Raw genomic sequence first — 17,487 nt, 5'->3', positions numbered from 1 at the left:
AAGCTATGGAGGGGAAAGTGTGAAGCAGATAACAATGCTCTGCACCCATTATTCAGGGAGGGCGCAGAGCAAAGTGAAGTATTGATGAGATGTATTATTGTGCTTTTATGGTGGCGGCGGCTTTCTCTTTAAACAGGTAGCCCACGCCCAGCACCGCAATCCATACCGGGATCAGCCAGACGGAAATCGCCATCCCCGGGGTCATCAGCATAATCACCAGCACCGCCGCCATAAACAGCAGGCACAGCCAGTTGCCCAGCGGATAGAAGAGGGCCGGGAAACGCGTGACCACGCCCTGCTGCTTTTTGGCACGACGGAATTTCATATGCGCGAGGCTGATCATCGCCCAGTTGATGACCAGGGCCGAGACCACCAGCGCCATCAGCAGACCGAAAGCAGATTCAGGCGCCAGGTAGTTGATCAGCACGCACAGCGCAGTGACCAGGGCCGAGACGAGAATGGTATTCACCGGCACGCCGCGTTTGTCGACGCTGAGCAGCGCTTTTGGCGCGTTGCCCTGCTGAGCAAGGCCGAACAGCATACGGCTGTTGCAGTAGACGCAGCTGTTATAAACCGACAGCGCTGCCGTCAGCACCACCACGTTCAGAGCGTTTGCCACCAGCGTATCGCCAAGTTCATGGAAGATCAGGACGAACGGACTGGTGTCCGCGGTGACGCGGGTCCACGGCAGCAGGGAGAGCAGCACCGCCAGCGAACCAACATAGAAGATCAGAATACGGTAAATAACCTGATTGGTGGCTTTAGGAATGCTTTGCTCCGGATTATCCGCTTCCGCGGCGGTGATCCCCACCAGCTCCAGGCCGCCAAAGGAGAACATGATGATCGCCATCATCATCACCAGCCCGTAAAAGCCGTGCGGCAGGAAGCCCCCCTGGTCCCACAGGTTACGTACCGTCGCCTGCGGGCCGCCGTTGCCGCTGAACAGCAGCCAGCCGCCGAACAAAATCATCGCCACTACGGCGACCACTTTGATAATCGCGAACCAGAATTCCATTTCACCGAACACTTTGACATTGGTCAGGTTAATGGCGTTGATGGCGATGAAGAAGACCGCCGCCGAGGCCCAGGTAGGGATTTCCGGCCACCAGAACTGGATATATTTGCCAACGGCGGTCAGTTCCGCCATGGCCACCAGGACATACAGTACCCAGTAGTTCCAGCCGGAGGCGAAGCCGGCAAAACCGCCCCAGTATTTGTAAGCAAAGTGGCTAAATGAGCCGGCCACCGGCTCTTCCACCACCATTTCGCCCAGCTGACGCATGATCAGGAAAGCGATAAAACCGGCGATAGCGTAACCAAGAATGATACCCGGGCCGGCGGACTGAATGACGGACGCGCTCCCCAGAAACAGGCCGGTGCCGATAGCCCCGCCCAGCGCGATGAGCTGAATGTGACGGTTTTTCAGGCCGCGCTTCAGCCGATCGCCGTGCTGTTGACCTTCCATATGAAACCTCGTGTGTGGTTATTTTTTGTGTACGTCATCCGTCAGGTTGCTGCTTCACTGCTGTCCCTGCCTGAAAGCATAGCCAGCGAAAATTTGGGCGAAGTGGCCCACTTTTTACCTGAGTGATGGCGCGCACATATTGTTGTGTTTGTGTATTCAGTAACTTCCGTTTCTGTATTGTTTTGTTTACGGAAGGCTGTGTGGTAATTCCGAAAAAGGCCTTTCGTCTCCGGCAGAATAGTGGTAAGCGCGTTTGAATGCACCTGCTTTATGAAGGGATGATGACGATGTGTCTAAAAAGACATCAATAGTCACAATCTGTCGTATTTTGATGCATGCTGCTTTGTCATTCTTTATTCACTGTAAGTGACTTTGTATTCATTTATTGCAGCGTTGAATCGGTTCAGAAAGCGTTATTTTTCGTTTCTATAAAGTTAAGGCTACCTCTTTGTGAGTAAACGTAACATTTGTGCAAGGTTACATTTCTGAAATGTTATTTCTGTAAGGTTGTTAAAATGTCCCGGGTTTACTGATTTCAATCAAAACCTGTATGGACAGAAGGTGAATACTTTGTTACTTTAGCGCTACGAACTTTAAATTGGTAAGACCAATTGACTCCGGGCTAATGGCAGAGACAGGGAATATGGCCTACAGCAAAATCCGCCAACCAAAATTATCCGATGTGATAGAGCAGCAGCTGGAGTTTCTGATTCTTGAGGGGACCTTGCGCCCCGGTGAAAAACTCCCGCCAGAACGCGAACTGGCTAAACAGTTCGACGTTTCCCGCCCCTCGCTGCGTGAGGCGATTCAACGCCTCGAAGCCAAGGGCTTGTTGCTTCGTCGTCAGGGAGGTGGAACGTTTGTTCAAAGCCGCCTGTGGCAGAGCTTCAGCGATCCGCTGGTTGAGCTGCTGTCCGATCACCCTGAATCCCAATTCGATCTGCTTGAGACCCGTCACGCGCTGGAAGGCATCGCGGCCTATTACGCGGCGCTGCGCAGCAATGATGAGGATCGCGACCGTATCCGTGAGCTGCATCAGGCTATTGAACGCGCTCAGCAGTCGGGCGATTTGGACGCTGAGTCCGGCGCCGTCGTCCAGTATCAAATCGCCGTCACCGAGGCGGCACACAATGTGGTGTTGCTTCATCTGCTAAGGTGTATGGAGCCGATGTTGGCGCAAAACGTGCGTCAGAACTTTGAATTGCTGTATGCCCGGCGGGAAATGCTCCCGTTGGTCAGCAACCATCGCACTCGCATTTTCGAGGCGATAATGGCCGGGGAGCCGGAGCAGGCGCGTGAAGCGTCGCACCGTCACCTGGCGTTCATTGAGGAAATTTTGCTGGATCGTAGTCGTGAGCAGAGCCGTCGAGAGCGCTCACTGCGTCGTTTACAGCAACGAAAGGACGAGAACTCCGGTTCTTAAGCGCCATTTTTAGAGCGCGGCAACTAAACGCAGAACCTGTCTTATTGAATTTTTGGTTGTTCCAGCGTGAAGAACGAAGAGTTCAATGGGACAGGTTCCAGATTAATCAACGATTAGATAGATAAGGAATACCCCCATGTCAGAACGTTTACACAATGACGTGGATCCGATCGAAACTCGCGACTGGCTACAGGCGATCGAATCGGTCATCCGTGAAGAAGGTGTTGAGCGCGCTCAGTATCTGATTGACCAACTCCTTTCTGAAGCCCGTAAAGGCGGAGTGAAGGTTGCTGCAGGCGCTTCCGCCGGCAACTACGTCAACACTATTGCCGTTGAAGATGAGCCGGAATACCCGGGCAATCTGGATCTGGAACGTCGCATTCGTTCTGCGATTCGCTGGAACGCCATCATGACCGTTCTGCGCGCGTCGAAAAAAGATCTCGAACTGGGCGGCCACATGGCGTCCTATCAGTCTTCCGCGACCTTCTACGAAGTCTGCTTCAACCACTTCTTCCGTGCGCGCACTGAGAAAGATGGCGGCGATCTGGTGTACTTCCAGGGTCACATCTCTCCGGGCGTATATGCACGTGCGTTCCTGGAAGGCCGTCTGACCGAAGAGCAGATGGACAACTTCCGCCAGGAAGTTCACGGCAAGGGTCTGTCCTCTTATCCGCACCCGAAACTGATGCCGGAATTCTGGCAGTTCCCGACCGTATCCATGGGTCTGGGGCCGTTGGGCGCTATCTATCAGGCCAAATTCCTGAAATATCTGGAACACCGCGGTCTGAAAGACACCTCCGAACAAACCGTTTACGCCTTCCTGGGCGACGGCGAGATGGATGAGCCGGAATCAAAAGGCGCTATCACCATCGCCACCCGTGAAAAACTGGACAACCTGGTCTTCGTCATCAACTGCAACCTGCAGCGTCTGGACGGCCCGGTCACCGGTAACGGCAAAATCATTAACGAACTGGAAGGCATCTTCGGTGGTGCTGGCTGGAACGTTATCAAGGTTATCTGGGGCGGCCGTTGGGATGAGCTGCTGCGTAAAGACACCAGCGGTAAGCTGATTCAGCTGATGAACGAAACCGTTGACGGCGACTACCAGACCTTCAAATCCAAAGACGGCGCTTACGTTCGTGAGCACTTCTTCGGCAAATATCCGGAAACCGCTGCCCTGGTCGCTGACTGGACTGACGAGCAGATCTGGGCTCTGAACCGCGGTGGTCACGATCCGAAGAAAGTCTACGCTGCATTGAAGAAAGCGCAGGAGACCAAAGGTCAGCCGACCGTGATCCTGGCGCATACCATTAAAGGTTATGGTATGGGCGATACCGCTGAAGGTAAGAACATCGCGCACCAGGTTAAGAAAATGAACATGGACGGTGTTCGCTACGTCCGCGATCGTTTCAATGTGCCGGTGGCGGATGCCGATCTCGAAAAACTGCCGTACGTAACCTTCCCGGAAGGTTCCGAAGAGCACACTTACCTGCACGCTCAGCGTCAGAAGCTGAACGGCTATCTGCCGACTCGTCAGCCGAAGTTCACTGAGAAACTCGAGCTGCCGACCCTGGCCGACTTCAGCGCGCTGCTGGAAGAGCAAAACAAAGAAATCTCTACCACTATCGCTTTCGTTCGCGCCCTGAACGTGATGCTGAAGAACAAGTCGATCAAAGATCGTCTGGTGCCGATCATCGCCGACGAAGCGCGTACCTTCGGTATGGAAGGTCTGTTCCGTCAGATCGGTATTTACAGCCCGAACGGCCAGCAGTATACCCCGCAGGACCGTGAGCAGGTTGCTTACTACAAAGAAGACGAGAAAGGCCAGATTCTGCAGGAAGGGATCAACGAGCTGGGCGCAGGCGCATCCTGGCTGGCTGCTGCGACCTCTTACAGCACCAACAACCTGCCGATGATCCCGTTCTACATCTACTACTCGATGTTCGGCTTCCAGCGTATCGGCGATCTGTGCTGGGCGGCTGGCGATCAGCAGGCTCGCGGCTTCCTGATTGGCGGGACTTCCGGTCGTACTACCCTGAACGGCGAAGGTCTGCAGCACGAAGATGGTCACAGCCACATTCAGTCGCTGACTATCCCGAACTGTATCTCTTACGACCCGGCGTACGCCTATGAAGTGGCTGTCATCATGCATGATGGTCTGGTCCGTATGTACGGCGAAGCGCAAGAGAACGTTTACTACTACATCACTACGCTGAACGAAAACTACCACATGCCGGCCATGCCGGAAGGCGCCGAGGAAGGTATCCGTAAAGGTATCTACAAACTCGAAACCATCGAAGGTAGCAAAGGTAAAGTTCAGCTGCTGGGCTCCGGTTCTATCCTGCGTCACGTGCGTGAAGCAGCGCAGATCCTGGCGAAAGACTACGGCGTGGGTTCCGACGTGTATAGCGTTACCTCCTTCACCGAACTGGCGCGTGATGGCCAGGATTGCGAACGCTGGAACATGCTGCACCCGCTGGAAACCCCGCGCGTGCCGTATATCGCTCAGGTAATGAACGACGCTCCGGCAGTGGCATCCACTGACTATATGAAACTGTTCGCTGAGCAGGTTCGTACTTACGTACCGGCTGATGATTACCGCGTACTGGGTACCGATGGCTTCGGTCGTTCCGACAGCCGTGAAAACCTGCGTCACCACTTCGAAGTCGATGCTTCCTATGTGGTCGTAGCAGCGCTGGGCGAACTGGCTAAACGTGGTGAAATCGATAAGAAAGTGGTGGCTGACGCTATCGCGAAATTCGACATCGATGCAGAAAAAGTTAACCCGCGTCTGGCGTAAGAGGTAAAAGAATAATGGCTATCGAAATCAAAGTACCGGACATCGGGGCTGATGAAGTTGAAATCACCGAGATCCTGGTCAAAGTTGGCGACAAAGTAGAAGCTGAACAGTCGCTGATCACCGTAGAAGGCGACAAAGCCTCTATGGAAGTCCCGTCTCCGCAGGCTGGCGTCGTGAAAGAGATTAAAGTCTCCGTCGGCGACAAAACCGAGACTGGCAAACTGATTATGATTTTCGATTCCGCCGAAGGTGCAGCCGCCGCTGCACCTGCGCAGGAAGAGAAGAAAGAAGCCGCTCCGGCCGCCGCTGCTCCAGCGGCTGCCGCGGCAGCGAAAGAAGTTCACGTCCCGGATATCGGCGGCGATGAAGTCGAAGTCACTGAGATCATGGTTAAAGTGGGCGACACCATCGCCGCTGAGCAATCCCTGATCACCGTAGAAGGCGATAAAGCCTCTATGGAAGTTCCGGCGCCGTTCGCCGGTACCGTCAAAGAGATCAAAATCAATACCGGCGATAAAGTTTCCACCGGCTCCCTGATTATGATCTTCGAAGTTGCGGGCGCTGCGCCTGCAGCCGCTCCGGCACAGGCTGCCGCGCCGGCTGCTGCGGCTCCGGCTGCCGCAGCAGGCGTGAAAGATGTTAACGTCCCGGACATCGGCGGCGACGAAGTTGAAGTCACCGAAGTGATGGTTAAAGTCGGCGATAAAGTCGCGGCGGAACAGTCCCTGATCACCGTAGAGGGCGACAAAGCCTCTATGGAAGTTCCGGCGCCGTTCGCGGGTACCGTTAAAGAGATCAAAATCAGCACCGGCGATAAAGTCAAAACCGGTTCCCTGATCATGGTCTTCGAAGTGGAAGGCGCTGCGCCTGCCGCCGCTCCGGCTCAGGCTGCTGCACCGGCACCAGCTGCTGCCCCGGCTCAGGCCGCTAAGCCTGCCGCTGCGCCGGCTGCGAAAGCAGAAGGTAAAAGCGAATTCGCTGAAAACGATGCCTACGTTCACGCGACCCCGCTGATTCGCCGCCTGGCGCGCGAGTTCGGTGTTAACCTGGCGAAAGTGAAAGGCACCGGCCGTAAAGGTCGTATCCTGCGCGAAGACGTTCAGGCCTACGTGAAAGACGCGGTTAAACGCGCTGAATCCGCACCGGCGGCTGCCGCTGGCGGCGGTATCCCGGGCATGCTGCCGTGGCCGAAGGTTGACTTCAGCAAGTTTGGCGAAGTCGAAGAAGTGGAGCTGGGTCGTATCCAGAAAATCTCTGGCGCCAACCTGAGCCGTAACTGGGTGATGATCCCGCACGTTACCCACTTCGACAAAACCGATATCACCGATCTGGAAGCGTTCCGCAAGCAGCAGAATGCCGAAGCTGAGAAGCGTAAACTGGACGTGAAATTCACTCCAGTGGTCTTCATCATGAAAGCGGTTGCCGCTGCGCTTGAGCAGATGCCGCGCTTCAACAGCTCGCTCTCCGAAGATGGTCAGCGCCTGACGCTGAAGAAATACATCAACATCGGTGTGGCGGTGGATACCCCGAACGGTCTGGTGGTTCCGGTCTTCAAAGACGTGAACAAGAAGAGCATCACCGAGCTGTCTCGTGAATTGACCACCATCTCGAAGAAAGCGCGCGATGGCAAACTGACGGCTGGCGAAATGCAGGGCGGTTGCTTCACCATCTCCAGCATTGGCGGCCTGGGTACCACCCACTTCGCGCCGATTGTTAACGCGCCGGAAGTGGCCATCCTCGGCGTGTCTAAATCCGCGATGGAGCCGGTATGGAATGGTAAAGAGTTTGTGCCGCGCCTGATGCTGCCGATCTCTCTGTCCTTCGACCACCGCGTCATCGACGGTGCTGATGGTGCCCGCTTCATTACCATCATTAACAACACCCTGAGCGACATTCGCCGCCTGGTGATGTAATCGAAAAAGCCGGCCTGACGGCCGGCTTTTTTCTGATAACCTCAGGCTGTTGGGGATTATCAGCAACAAAGGACAAAATCGTTTGCCGTTTGTTGTTTAAAAATTGTTAACAATTTTGTAAAATACACGCGGATAGAACGTCCCGGTGGACTTGGGCGTAAGAATAATAGCGTCAGACCCGCCGGATATAAATTACAGAGGTCATGATGAGTACTGAAATCAAAACTCAGGTCGTGGTACTTGGGGCAGGCCCCGCAGGTTACTCTGCAGCCTTCCGTTGCGCTGATTTAGGTCTGGAAACCGTCATCGTAGAACGTTACAGCACCCTCGGTGGTGTTTGTCTGAACGTGGGTTGTATCCCTTCTAAAGCGCTGCTGCACGTGGCAAAAGTTATCGAAGAAGCGAAAGCGCTGGCCGAACACGGCATCGTTTTCGGCGAACCGAAAACTGACATTGACAAGATCCGCACCTGGAAAGAAAAAGTCATCACTCAGCTGACCGGTGGTCTGGCTGGCATGGCCAAAGGTCGTAAAGTGAAGGTGGTTAACGGTCTGGGTAAATTTACCGGCGCTAACACCCTGGAAGTGGAAGGCGAAAACGGCAAAACCGTGATCAACTTCGACAACGCTATCATCGCGGCGGGTTCCCGTCCGATTCAGCTGCCGTTTATCCCGCATGAAGATCCGCGCGTATGGGACTCCACCGACGCGCTGGAACTGAAATCTGTACCGAAACGCATGCTGGTGATGGGCGGCGGTATCATCGGTCTGGAAATGGGTACCGTATACCATGCGCTGGGTTCAGAGATTGACGTGGTGGAAATGTTCGACCAGGTTATCCCGGCTGCCGACAAAGACGTGGTGAAAGTCTTCACCAAACGCATCAGCAAGAAATTTAACCTGATGCTGGAAACCAAAGTGACTGCCGTTGAAGCGAAAGAAGACGGTATTTACGTTTCCATGGAAGGTAAAAAAGCACCGGCGGAAGCGCAGCGTTACGACGCAGTGCTGGTCGCAATCGGCCGCGTACCGAATGGTAAAAACCTCGATGCAGGTAAAGCTGGCGTGGAAGTTGACGATCGCGGCTTCATCCGCGTTGACAAACAAATGCGCACCAACGTGCCGCACATCTTTGCTATCGGCGATATCGTCGGTCAGCCGATGCTGGCGCACAAAGGTGTCCATGAAGGCCACGTTGCCGCAGAAGTTATCTCCGGTCTGAAACACTACTTCGATCCGAAAGTGATCCCATCCATCGCCTACACTGAACCAGAAGTGGCATGGGTCGGTCTGACCGAGAAAGAAGCGAAAGAGAAAGGCATCAGCTACGAAACCGCCACCTTCCCGTGGGCTGCTTCCGGCCGTGCTATCGCTTCTGACTGCGCAGATGGTATGACCAAACTGATCTTCGACAAAGAGACCCACCGTGTTATCGGCGGCGCGATTGTCGGCACCAACGGCGGCGAGCTGCTGGGTGAGATCGGCCTGGCTATCGAGATGGGCTGTGACGCTGAAGACATCGCCCTGACCATCCACGCTCACCCGACTCTGCACGAGTCCGTTGGCCTGGCGGCGGAAGTGTTCGAAGGCAGCATCACCGACCTGCCAAACGCCAAAGCGAAGAAAAAGTAACTTTTTCTTTCAGGAAAAAAGCATAAGCGGCTCCGGGAGCCGCTTTTTTTATGCCTGATGTTTAGAACTATGTCACTGTTCATAAACCGCTACACCTCATACATACTTTGAAAATAGTCACTCAGTAAACTTATAGGTAGTTAACGATATCGATGAGGTGTGAGATGAAACGCTTTTTAACCACAGCGCTGGTCGCTGCAACGTTTTTTACCGGTATGGCTTACGCCGCTGACGCCAACATTCCCTGGGCGGACAACAGCGGCGGTACGGAAACGACCCACATTGCGGCGATGGGCCAGGATCTGAATGCCCAGCATCAGCAGGTGACGAAGACCAATGAAGGGGTATGGGCGGCGAATTCCGGTAGCATCAGCGCTGACGAAGCGGCATTATCCAGCACAAAACCAGCCTTTGCCGGCGATCCTTCTCTGATGCCTCACCAGGGCTAAGTGAATGAAAACGCCCGGTTGCGTGAGTGCAACCGGGCGTTTTTTTTTAAGGTTCTGCCACCTGCCAGCCGGCGTCAGCGTCGGGGGTAAAGCGCGTTATCTCCTGTGCCTTTGCGGCGCTCTCTTCACCGAGATTGGCCTGATAGACCCTATCCTGCTGATCGATCATAAAGCTCATCACGCCGGTTTCACCCCAGGCTATCGGCCAGGCCAGCAAGGCGACGCTCTGGTCATCGCGACCGGCGATAATTCGAAAGCGATAGCCATGGTAGCCGCTACCGGGCACCGTCGGGCTAAAGGCCGGACCGAGCGGGCTTGGCGCTTCGCCCGGCGAAGTTGGCCAGTACAAGCCATCTTTTTTGCCTTCGCTACTGATGATTTTCTGCGCCCAGCGGTGGTTCAGATGATAATAATCCTGCTGGGCATCAACATAGGCATGCATGGCGGCGATCGCCGACAGCTCATTGCGGCCGATGGCGCGGGTGAGGATCTCCTCTTCGCCAGCGGCCATATCAAAGCGCCATCCCTCAGACGCTTTTACGATAGGCACGGGCAGACGCCATGCCTCGCTACCGACATCGAGCCAGGCTTTGTCACCCTGCTGGATGATGACATGTTTCACCTGCCAGTCGCGTTGAAAGCGATCGACGGCGGCAGGGTCGATCCCGTCCGTGGGTAAAAACTGCTGCCAGTTATCGCCGAGTAATTCGCTCAGCGCGGCTTCATTAGGCTGGCTGATCGCTTCGGCCAGCGCAGTTGCGGCCTGTTCCGGCGTGGCAAACTGCTGTTGGGCGAAGGCGGCAAGCGGCGACAGCATTAACGTAAACAGGGCAACGGATAATGGGTTTCTCATTCTGCTCATCCTTAGCGGCGACGCAGTTCATGGTGTTCGGAAAGACGTTCTCTGGTGCCATCGCGTAACTCGCGGTTTACGCCGGAAAACTGGCGGCTCTGCAGTCCTCGTTCCTGCTGCGCTTGCCAGGAGGGGGCGCGGCTTTCGTTGCCGCTAAGGGCGTTGGCGCGCAGATGGCTGAGCGTCTGCTGACGCTGGGCTGGCGTGGCGGACTGGAACTGCTGCCGGCGCTGCTGCTGCTGAGGTGTGCGGTTCTGCTCGTGGCTCCTGGCGGCTTCTCGACGCTGCTGTTGCTGCGGCGTGGGGTTTTTCAGCTGCGTTTTTGCCGCCTCGCGACGCTGCTGTTGGGTCGGCGTACTGTCGTAACCGCGGTAATTACTGCGTTGGGTGGCTTGCTTCAGCTGCGCCGAGGCCGCCTGACGCTGGGCGTCGCGTGAGGCGTTGTTTGCCGCCAGGTTGCCCGCTGTGGCCGTCGGTACGTTATGCTGCAGCTGGGTCATCGCTGCCTGGCGCTGCGCTTCGCGATCGACTGGCGCATGTTGGGTCGCGCTCAGTCCGCCGGAAACGTTGGTCTGATGGAAGCGCTGAGCTACCGTATTATCGGGATACGGTGTGTGTCCGCGATAGGCAGGATTGTGCTGCCAGTTAACGTGGTTTCCCGGCAGGTTTTCTCCTGTTATATGATTGAAATTATTTACATTAATATTGATGTTATCGCCATTATGCGAGTAATCGCCGTGGTGGTAGTCGTCATCGTGATGGTGATGGTCATCATCATCCCAGTCGATACTGCTGAACAGCGCCCAGGTGGTGGCCACGCCGAGGCTGTACCCGAAGCCTTTGACGAAGCTATCGGTAAACTGCTCCCCGGGAGGGGGCGGCAGATAGACCGGCGGATAGGCGCTGTTCGGCCAGGTACCATAGACGGTGGAGGGGTTATAGCTGGGAACATAGACCACCTGTGGATTGGTCGGCTCTATTTTAATGACCTGCGTGGGCGCAGGCGCCGCTGTGTGGGCGGTTGCGGTTGCTGCCGTGCTGCTGCTGGCTGAAACCGGTGCGGCAGGGGTGACAATCACTTTCTGCTGCGGTGTGGATTTCAGCGTCCCGGTTTGTTGGGCAATGGCGCGCAGGCGCTGCACTGAATCCATCACATCATGCGGCTGGGCCAAAAACGCATTGCCAAGATTTTCCACCCAGGGCGGATTCTCGCCCATCATCGCCAGCAGGGCAGGGAAAGCGACAAGAGATTTGACGCTAGGGTCCCACGGCTGGCTGGCAACCGCCTGCACGGCCGCATCCCCTTTCATCGCGGGGTTATCCTGGGACCACTGGACCGCCTGCAGGACGTTGTCGGGATAAGTGGAGGCCATCAACACCTGCGACAGCAGGCTGTCCGGGTAGAGCGCGATAGGGGCGACCCACTGATCAATTTGCGCCTGGGTGTAAGTGGCGGCCACCGGCTGTGTCGTCGACGCTGCGGGCGCTGGCGCTTGCTGCGCAGGCGGTTCAGCGATCGTCGCTGGGGTTCGGCTTTGCACATAGAGTGTTCCTGCCGCCGCGAGTAAGCCAGCGCTACAGAGCAGGGCGATAATATGGGGTTTGAACGGCAGTGACATGGAAACTCCTGACCCAAAAAGTAACCCATCTCGCTAAAGTATCTGCGAAAACGGCGCGTTTGCTGAGTATAAGTAAGCGGTATGGCTTTTTATTGATTATTGTTGGGATCGGCCCGTGGCGTTGTACGCGGAAAGGAATTTTTGTCGTGGGATTTGAACAGAAAGCCTGCAATATCCTGCCCTTAACGATTCAGCTAAATTTTAATGTTGCTTTTTTGTAAACAGATTAACACCTTTCAAAAATCCTGCTATGCTGCCGACGCGGTATCGGGCATTTACCCTACAAACTGCTGTCTCACAGGAGCGTGAAGAAAATCGCCCAGCCACTAAATCCTTCAAGATGCGTCACGCGGCAAGCTAAGCCAGGACAGAGGCAGATTGATTGAAGACGTGTAGGCCGCATTATGACAATGAGAGCGAGGAGAACCGTCGTGCTAGAAGAATACCGTAAGCACGTAGCTGAGCGTGCCGCCATGGGGATTGTTGCCAAACCCTTAGATGCAACCCAAATGGCCGCGCTGGTAGAACTGCTGAAAAACCCGCCTGCGGGCGAAGAAGAATTCCTGTTAGACCTGCTGATTAACCGTGTACCGCCGGGCGTCGATGAAGCCGCCTATGTTAAAGCTGGATTCCTTGCCGCGATCGCCAAAGGCGAAGCGACCTCCCCCCTGGTTACCCCTGAAAAAGCCGTTGAACTGCTGGGCACCATGCAGGGCGGTTACAATATCCATCCGCTGATCGATGCGCTGGACGACGCGAAACTGGCGCCGATTGCCGCGAAAGCGCTCTCCCATACCCTGCTAATGTTCGATAACTTCTACGACGTGGAAGAGAAAGCCAAAGCGGGTAACGAGCATGCTAAACAGGTTATGCAATCCTGGGCTGACGCCGAGTGGTTCCTGAACCGTCCGCAGCTGGCAGAGAAAATCACTGTTACCGTCTTCAAGGTCACCGGCGAAACGAACACCGATGATCTCTCTCCGGCGCCGGATGCGTGGTCACGCCCGGATATCCCGCTGCATGCGCTGGCAATGCTCAAAAACCCCCGCGAAGGCATTGAGCCGGATCAGCCGGGCGTGGTTGGCCCAATCAAACAGATCGAAGCCCTGCAGCAGAAAGGCTACCCGCTGGCCTACGTCGGCGACGTGGTCGGGACCGGTTCTTCACGTAAATCCGCCACCAACTCGGTGCTGTGGTTTATGGGCGACGATATCCCGAACGTGCCGAACAAGCGCGGTGGCGGCCTGTGTCTGGGCGGTAAAATCGCGCCAATTTTCTTCAACACCATGGAAGATGCGGGCGCGCTGCCTATCGAAGTTGATGTATCTAACCTGAACATGGGCGACGTAATCGACGTTTACCCGTTCAAAGGCGAAGTGCGTAACCACGAGACCAACGAACTGCTGGCCAGCTTCGAGCTGAAAACCGATGTGCTGATCGACGAAGTGCGCGCCGGCGGCCGTATTCCGCTGATCATCGGTCGCGGTCTGACCACCAAAGCGCGTGAAGCGCTGGGCCTGCCGCACAGCGATGTCTTCCGTCAGGCGAAAGACGTGGCGGAAAGCACCCGCGGCTTCTCGCTGGCGCAGAAAATGGTTGGCCGCGCCTGCGGCGTTGCCGGTATCCGTCCGGGCGCTTATTGCGAACCGAAAATGACCTCCGTCGGTTCTCAGGACACCACCGGTCCAATGACCCGTGATGAGCTGAAAGACCTGGCGTGCCTGGGCTTCTCTGCAGACCTGGTGATGCAGTCCTTCTGCCACACCGCGGCCTACCCGAAGCCGGTTGACGTTACCACGCACCACACTCTGCCGGACTTCATCATGAACCGCGGCGGTGTTTCTCTGCGTCCGGGCGATGGCGTGATTCACTCCTGGCTGAACCGCATGCTGCTGCCGGATACCGTGGGTACCGGCGGTGACTCCCACACCCGTTTCCCAATCGGCATCTCCTTCCCGGCGGGCTCTGGTCTGGTGGCCTTCGCCGCCGCGACCGGCGTGATGCCGCTGGATATGCCGGAATCGGTGCTGGTGCGTTTCAAAGGTAAAATGCAGCCGGGGATCACCCTGCGTGACCTGGTCCACGCCATCCCGCTGTACGCCATTAAGCAGGGCCTGCTGACCGTAGAGAAGAAAGGTAAGAAAAACATCTTCTCTGGTCGCATCCTCGAGATCGAAGGTCTGCCGGATCTGAAAGTCGAGCAGGCGTTCGAGTTGACCGATGCCTCGGCTGAGCGTTCTGCCGCCGGCTGCACCATCAAACTGAATAAAGAGCCGATCGTTGAGTATCTGAACTCTAACATCGTTCTGCTGAAGTGGATGATCGCCGAAGGCTACGGCGACCGCCGTACCCTGGAGCGTCGTATCCAGGGCATGGAAAAATGGCTGGCGGATCCGCAGCTGCTGGAAGCCGATGCTGACGCGGAATACGCGGCAGTGATCGACATCGATCTGGCGGATATTAAAGAGCCGATTCTGTGCGCGCCGAACGATCCGGACGATGCCCGCCTGCTGTCTGATGTGCAGGGCGAGAAGATCGACGAAGTGTTCATCGGCTCCTGCATGACCAACATCGGCCACTTCCGTGCCGCCGGTAAGCTGCTGGACAGCCACAAAGGCCAACTGCCGACTCGCCTGTGGGTGGCGCCGCCAACCCGTATGGATGCCGCGCAGCTGACCGAAGAAGGCTACTATAGCGTGTTTGGTAAGAGCGGGGCGCGTATCGAAATCCCTGGCTGTTCCCTGTGTATGGGTAACCAGGCGCGCGTGGCCGACGGCGCGACGGTGGTTTCCACCTCTACCCGTAACTTCCCGAACCGTTTAGGTACCGGCGCTAACGTCTATCTGGCCTCTGCCGAACTGGCAGCGGTGGCTTCGCTGCTCGGCAAACTGCCGACGCCGGAAGAGTACCAGACCTTCGTGGCGCAGGTGGATAAGACGGCGGAAGATACCTACCGTTATCTGAACTTCAACCAGCTGGATCAGTACACTGAAAAAGCTGACGGCGTGATCTTCCAGACCGCGGTGTAAACCAAACGGTCAGCCCGACTGACCGTTTGGCGATAAACTCTCCAATGCCCGGTGAACATTGCATCACCGGGCATTTTTATTTCCAAACCTCCTGCCTGCTACGCTTTTTTTCTTTCTGTCTGCTGCGATAATTACTGCATGGGTACAGTGCAGCGGTGACGCATTGCCCTTGCAGAGGAAAAGACTATGGATTACGAATTTCTGCGCGATATTACCGGAGTGGTAAAGGTGCGAATGTCGATGGATCACGAGGCGATCGGCCACTGGTTCAACGAGGAGGTGAAAGGCAATCTTGCTCTGCTGGACGAAGTGGAGCAGGCTGCGCGCACCGTGAAGGGCAGCGAGCGTTCCTGGCAGCGTGCCGGGCATGAATATACGCTGTGGCTGGATGGCGAAGAGGTGATGATCCGCGCCAATCAGCTGGAGTTCTCCGGCGACGAAATCGAGGAGGGGATGAGCTACTACGACGAAGAAAGTCTCTCTCTGTGCGGTGTTGAGGATTTCCTGCAGGTGGTCGCCGCCTATCGTGAGTTTATGCAGCAGCGTTAATGACGCCTTTTATGTCGGGTGGCGCAGAACTACAGGCCCGGCAAGCAAAAGCGCCGCCGGGCATTTCATAGATTACACGGCAGGAATATTGCGGCCGTAGTAAATCTCGCGCATCTCTTTCCATAGCAGGTCGGTAATGACCTTGCGCTCTTCGGCAGTCAACTCTTCCGGTCGGGTATGGAACATGTAGTGCTTAAGGTCGAACTCCTTGAGCAACATTTTGGTATGGAAGATATTTTCCTGATAAACGTTGACGTCGACCATGTCATACAACGACTTCATATCGTCGGACATAAAGTTCTGAATCGAATTGATTTCATGATCGATAAAATGCTTCATCCCATTGATATCGCGGGTAAAGCCGCGCACACGGTAGTCAATGGTCACAATGTCCGATTCCAGCTGGTGAATCAGATAGTTCAGCGCTTTAAGCGGGGAAATGACGCCGCACGTTGAAACTTCGATATCGGCGCGGAAGGTGCACAGGCCGCCCTCCGGATGGCTCTCCGGGTAGGTATGCACGCAGATATGGCTCTTATCGAGATGGGCGACCACGGTTTCCGGTAGCGGGCCAGGATGTTCGGTCTGGTCAATCAGCTTGGGATCGACAGGCTCTTCGCTGACCAGAATGGTCACGCTGGCGCCCTGGGGTTCATAATCCTGACGGGCGATATTCAGGATATTGGCGCCAATAATAGAACAGGTTTCTGTCAGGATCTCCGTCAGGCGATTGGCATTATAGAGTTCGTCGATATAGGCGATGTAGCCGTCGCGCTCTTCTGCCGTTTTGGCGTAACAGATATCGTAGATACAAAAACTCAGGCTTTTGGTCAGGTTGTTAAAGCCGTGCAGCTTCAATTTTTTCAATTTAGTTCACCCCCTTATTTCGCGTCACGGTGCGGACAGAGCATCATGCAGATATTGTGGTAAGGCGAAGGCCGCCGTATGGATTGCCGGATTGTAGTAACGGCAGGTCAGGTTGGCTTTGTGAAAGCGCGCCTGAATGATTTCGCTGGAGAGATGGCGCAGCGCCTCATTGTCGCTCGCCCAGGCAAAGGTCATGATCCCGCCGTAATAGGTTGGAATTGCCGCCTGGTAGAAGCTGACGTCGCGAAAATAGTGGCTTAGCTTGCGATGGCTGCCTACCGCTTCATCCTGTTGCAGGAAGCAGACGCCGTTCTGGGCAACAAAGATCCCACCCGGGTTCAGGCAGCGTTTGCAGCCTTCATAAAAAGCCGAGGTGAACAGGCTTTCTCCCGGGCCGATAGGGTCGGTACAGTCCGAAATGATCACGTCAAACGTTTGCGTCGTCTGATTAACAAAATTGACGCCATCATCAATCACCAGCGTAAAGCGCGGATCGTCATAGGCGCCGGCGTTATGGTTCGGCAGGTACTGGCGGGAGAATGAAACTACCCCGGCGTCGATTTCCACCATGGTGATGGTTTCGATGCTACGGTGACGAGAGACTTCGCGCAGCATCGCGCCATCGCCGCCGCCAATGATCAACACATGCTTCGCGTTGCCGTGAGCCAGCAGCGGCACATGGGTCATCATTTCGTGATAGATGAACTCGTCGCGTTCGGTGGTTTGTACGACGCCATCCAGCGCCATCACCCGGCCAAAGGCGCGGTTATCAAAGATGATCAGATCCTGATGATCGGTTTTTTCGTGGTACAGCACGTTATCAACGCTAAAATACTGACCAAAATGGTCATGCAGCGTTTCATGCCACAGTGGATTATCGGCCACGATA

12 protein-coding genes are annotated in these 17,487 nt (G+C 55.6%); 7 read left to right on the top strand and 5 right to left on the bottom strand.

All coding sequences use genetic code 11. The features are described from left to right. Positions 1 to 94 precede the first annotated feature (94 nt). A complete protein-coding gene (aroP, locus tag LPQ25_RS21480; protein WP_004147090.1) occupies positions 95 to 1,465 on the bottom strand; it encodes an aromatic amino acid transporter AroP in 1,371 nt (456 codons plus the stop codon). 643 nt (positions 1,466 to 2,108) lie between these two features. On the opposite strand from aroP, the gene pdhR reads away from it, so the two are divergent. The 5 genes from pdhR to LPQ25_RS21455 all read left to right on the top strand — a co-directional run bounded on the left by pdhR (position 2,109) and on the right by LPQ25_RS21455 (position 9,681). After that, the gene (gene pdhR, locus LPQ25_RS21475) at positions 2,109 to 2,888 is read left to right on the top strand and encodes a pyruvate dehydrogenase complex transcriptional repressor PdhR (protein ID WP_002888699.1); all 780 of its coding nucleotides are present in this window, start codon (positions 2,109 to 2,111) and stop codon (positions 2,886 to 2,888) included. 136 nt (positions 2,889 to 3,024) lie between these two features. After that, positions 3,025 to 5,688: a pyruvate dehydrogenase (acetyl-transferring), homodimeric type gene (gene aceE, locus LPQ25_RS21470; RefSeq protein WP_002888700.1), complete on the top strand. Its 2,664-nt coding sequence runs from the start codon at positions 3,025 to 3,027 to the stop codon at positions 5,686 to 5,688. 14 nt (positions 5,689 to 5,702) lie between these two features. Continuing rightward, positions 5,703 to 7,601 (top strand): pyruvate dehydrogenase complex dihydrolipoyllysine-residue acetyltransferase, encoded by a 1,899-nt coding sequence (aceF, locus tag LPQ25_RS21465; protein ID WP_004147092.1) that lies wholly within the window; start codon positions 5,703 to 5,705, stop codon positions 7,599 to 7,601. A 206-nt stretch (positions 7,602 to 7,807) separates the two neighbouring features. Next, the gene (gene lpdA, locus LPQ25_RS21460; RefSeq protein WP_002888731.1) at positions 7,808 to 9,232 is read left to right on the top strand and encodes a dihydrolipoyl dehydrogenase; all 1,425 of its coding nucleotides are present in this window, start codon (positions 7,808 to 7,810) and stop codon (positions 9,230 to 9,232) included. Positions 9,233 to 9,396: 164 nt separating this feature from the next. Then, the gene (locus tag LPQ25_RS21455) at positions 9,397 to 9,681 is read left to right on the top strand and encodes a hypothetical protein (RefSeq protein WP_012737402.1); all 285 of its coding nucleotides are present in this window, start codon (positions 9,397 to 9,399) and stop codon (positions 9,679 to 9,681) included. Between the two features lie 46 nt (positions 9,682 to 9,727). On the opposite strand, the gene LPQ25_RS21450 is transcribed toward LPQ25_RS21455, so the two are convergent. Further along, a complete protein-coding gene (locus tag LPQ25_RS21450) occupies positions 9,728 to 10,534 on the bottom strand; it encodes a DUF2950 family protein (RefSeq protein WP_014908013.1) in 807 nt (268 codons plus the stop codon). Positions 10,535 to 10,545: 11 nt separating this feature from the next. Beyond that, entirely contained in the window at positions 10,546 to 12,153 is a 1,608-nt protein-coding gene (locus tag LPQ25_RS21445; RefSeq protein ID WP_012737404.1) for a DUF3300 domain-containing protein, read from the bottom strand. A gap of 431 nt (positions 12,154 to 12,584) precedes the next feature. Between LPQ25_RS21445 and acnB the strand changes: the two genes are divergently transcribed. Both acnB and yacL read left to right on the top strand, forming a co-directional pair. Then, positions 12,585 to 15,182 (top strand): bifunctional aconitate hydratase 2/2-methylisocitrate dehydratase, encoded by a 2,598-nt coding sequence (acnB, locus tag LPQ25_RS21440; RefSeq protein ID WP_002888735.1) that lies wholly within the window; start codon positions 12,585 to 12,587, stop codon positions 15,180 to 15,182. A 186-nt stretch (positions 15,183 to 15,368) separates the two neighbouring features. Continuing rightward, positions 15,369 to 15,731: a protein YacL gene (gene yacL / locus LPQ25_RS21435; protein WP_002888737.1), complete on the top strand. Its 363-nt coding sequence runs from the start codon at positions 15,369 to 15,371 to the stop codon at positions 15,729 to 15,731. Between the two features lie 72 nt (positions 15,732 to 15,803). Here yacL and speD read toward each other — a convergent pair whose 3' ends face one another. Further along, on the bottom strand, positions 15,804 to 16,598 hold the full coding sequence (gene speD, locus LPQ25_RS21430; protein ID WP_002888739.1) for an adenosylmethionine decarboxylase: 795 nt from the start codon (positions 16,596 to 16,598) through the stop codon (positions 15,804 to 15,806). 24 nt (positions 16,599 to 16,622) lie between these two features. Further along, positions 16,623 to 17,483, bottom strand: coding sequence for a polyamine aminopropyltransferase (speE, locus tag LPQ25_RS21425; protein ID WP_012737405.1), 861 nt, complete (start codon positions 17,481 to 17,483; stop codon positions 16,623 to 16,625). Between the last annotated feature and the right edge of the window lie 4 nt (positions 17,484 to 17,487).

Source organism: Klebsiella sp. KPN54798, assembly GCF_021184225.1.
Taxonomy (GTDB): domain Bacteria; phylum Pseudomonadota; class Gammaproteobacteria; order Enterobacterales; family Enterobacteriaceae; genus Klebsiella; species Klebsiella pneumoniae.
This window is presented reverse-complemented; position numbering and strand designations above follow the sequence as displayed.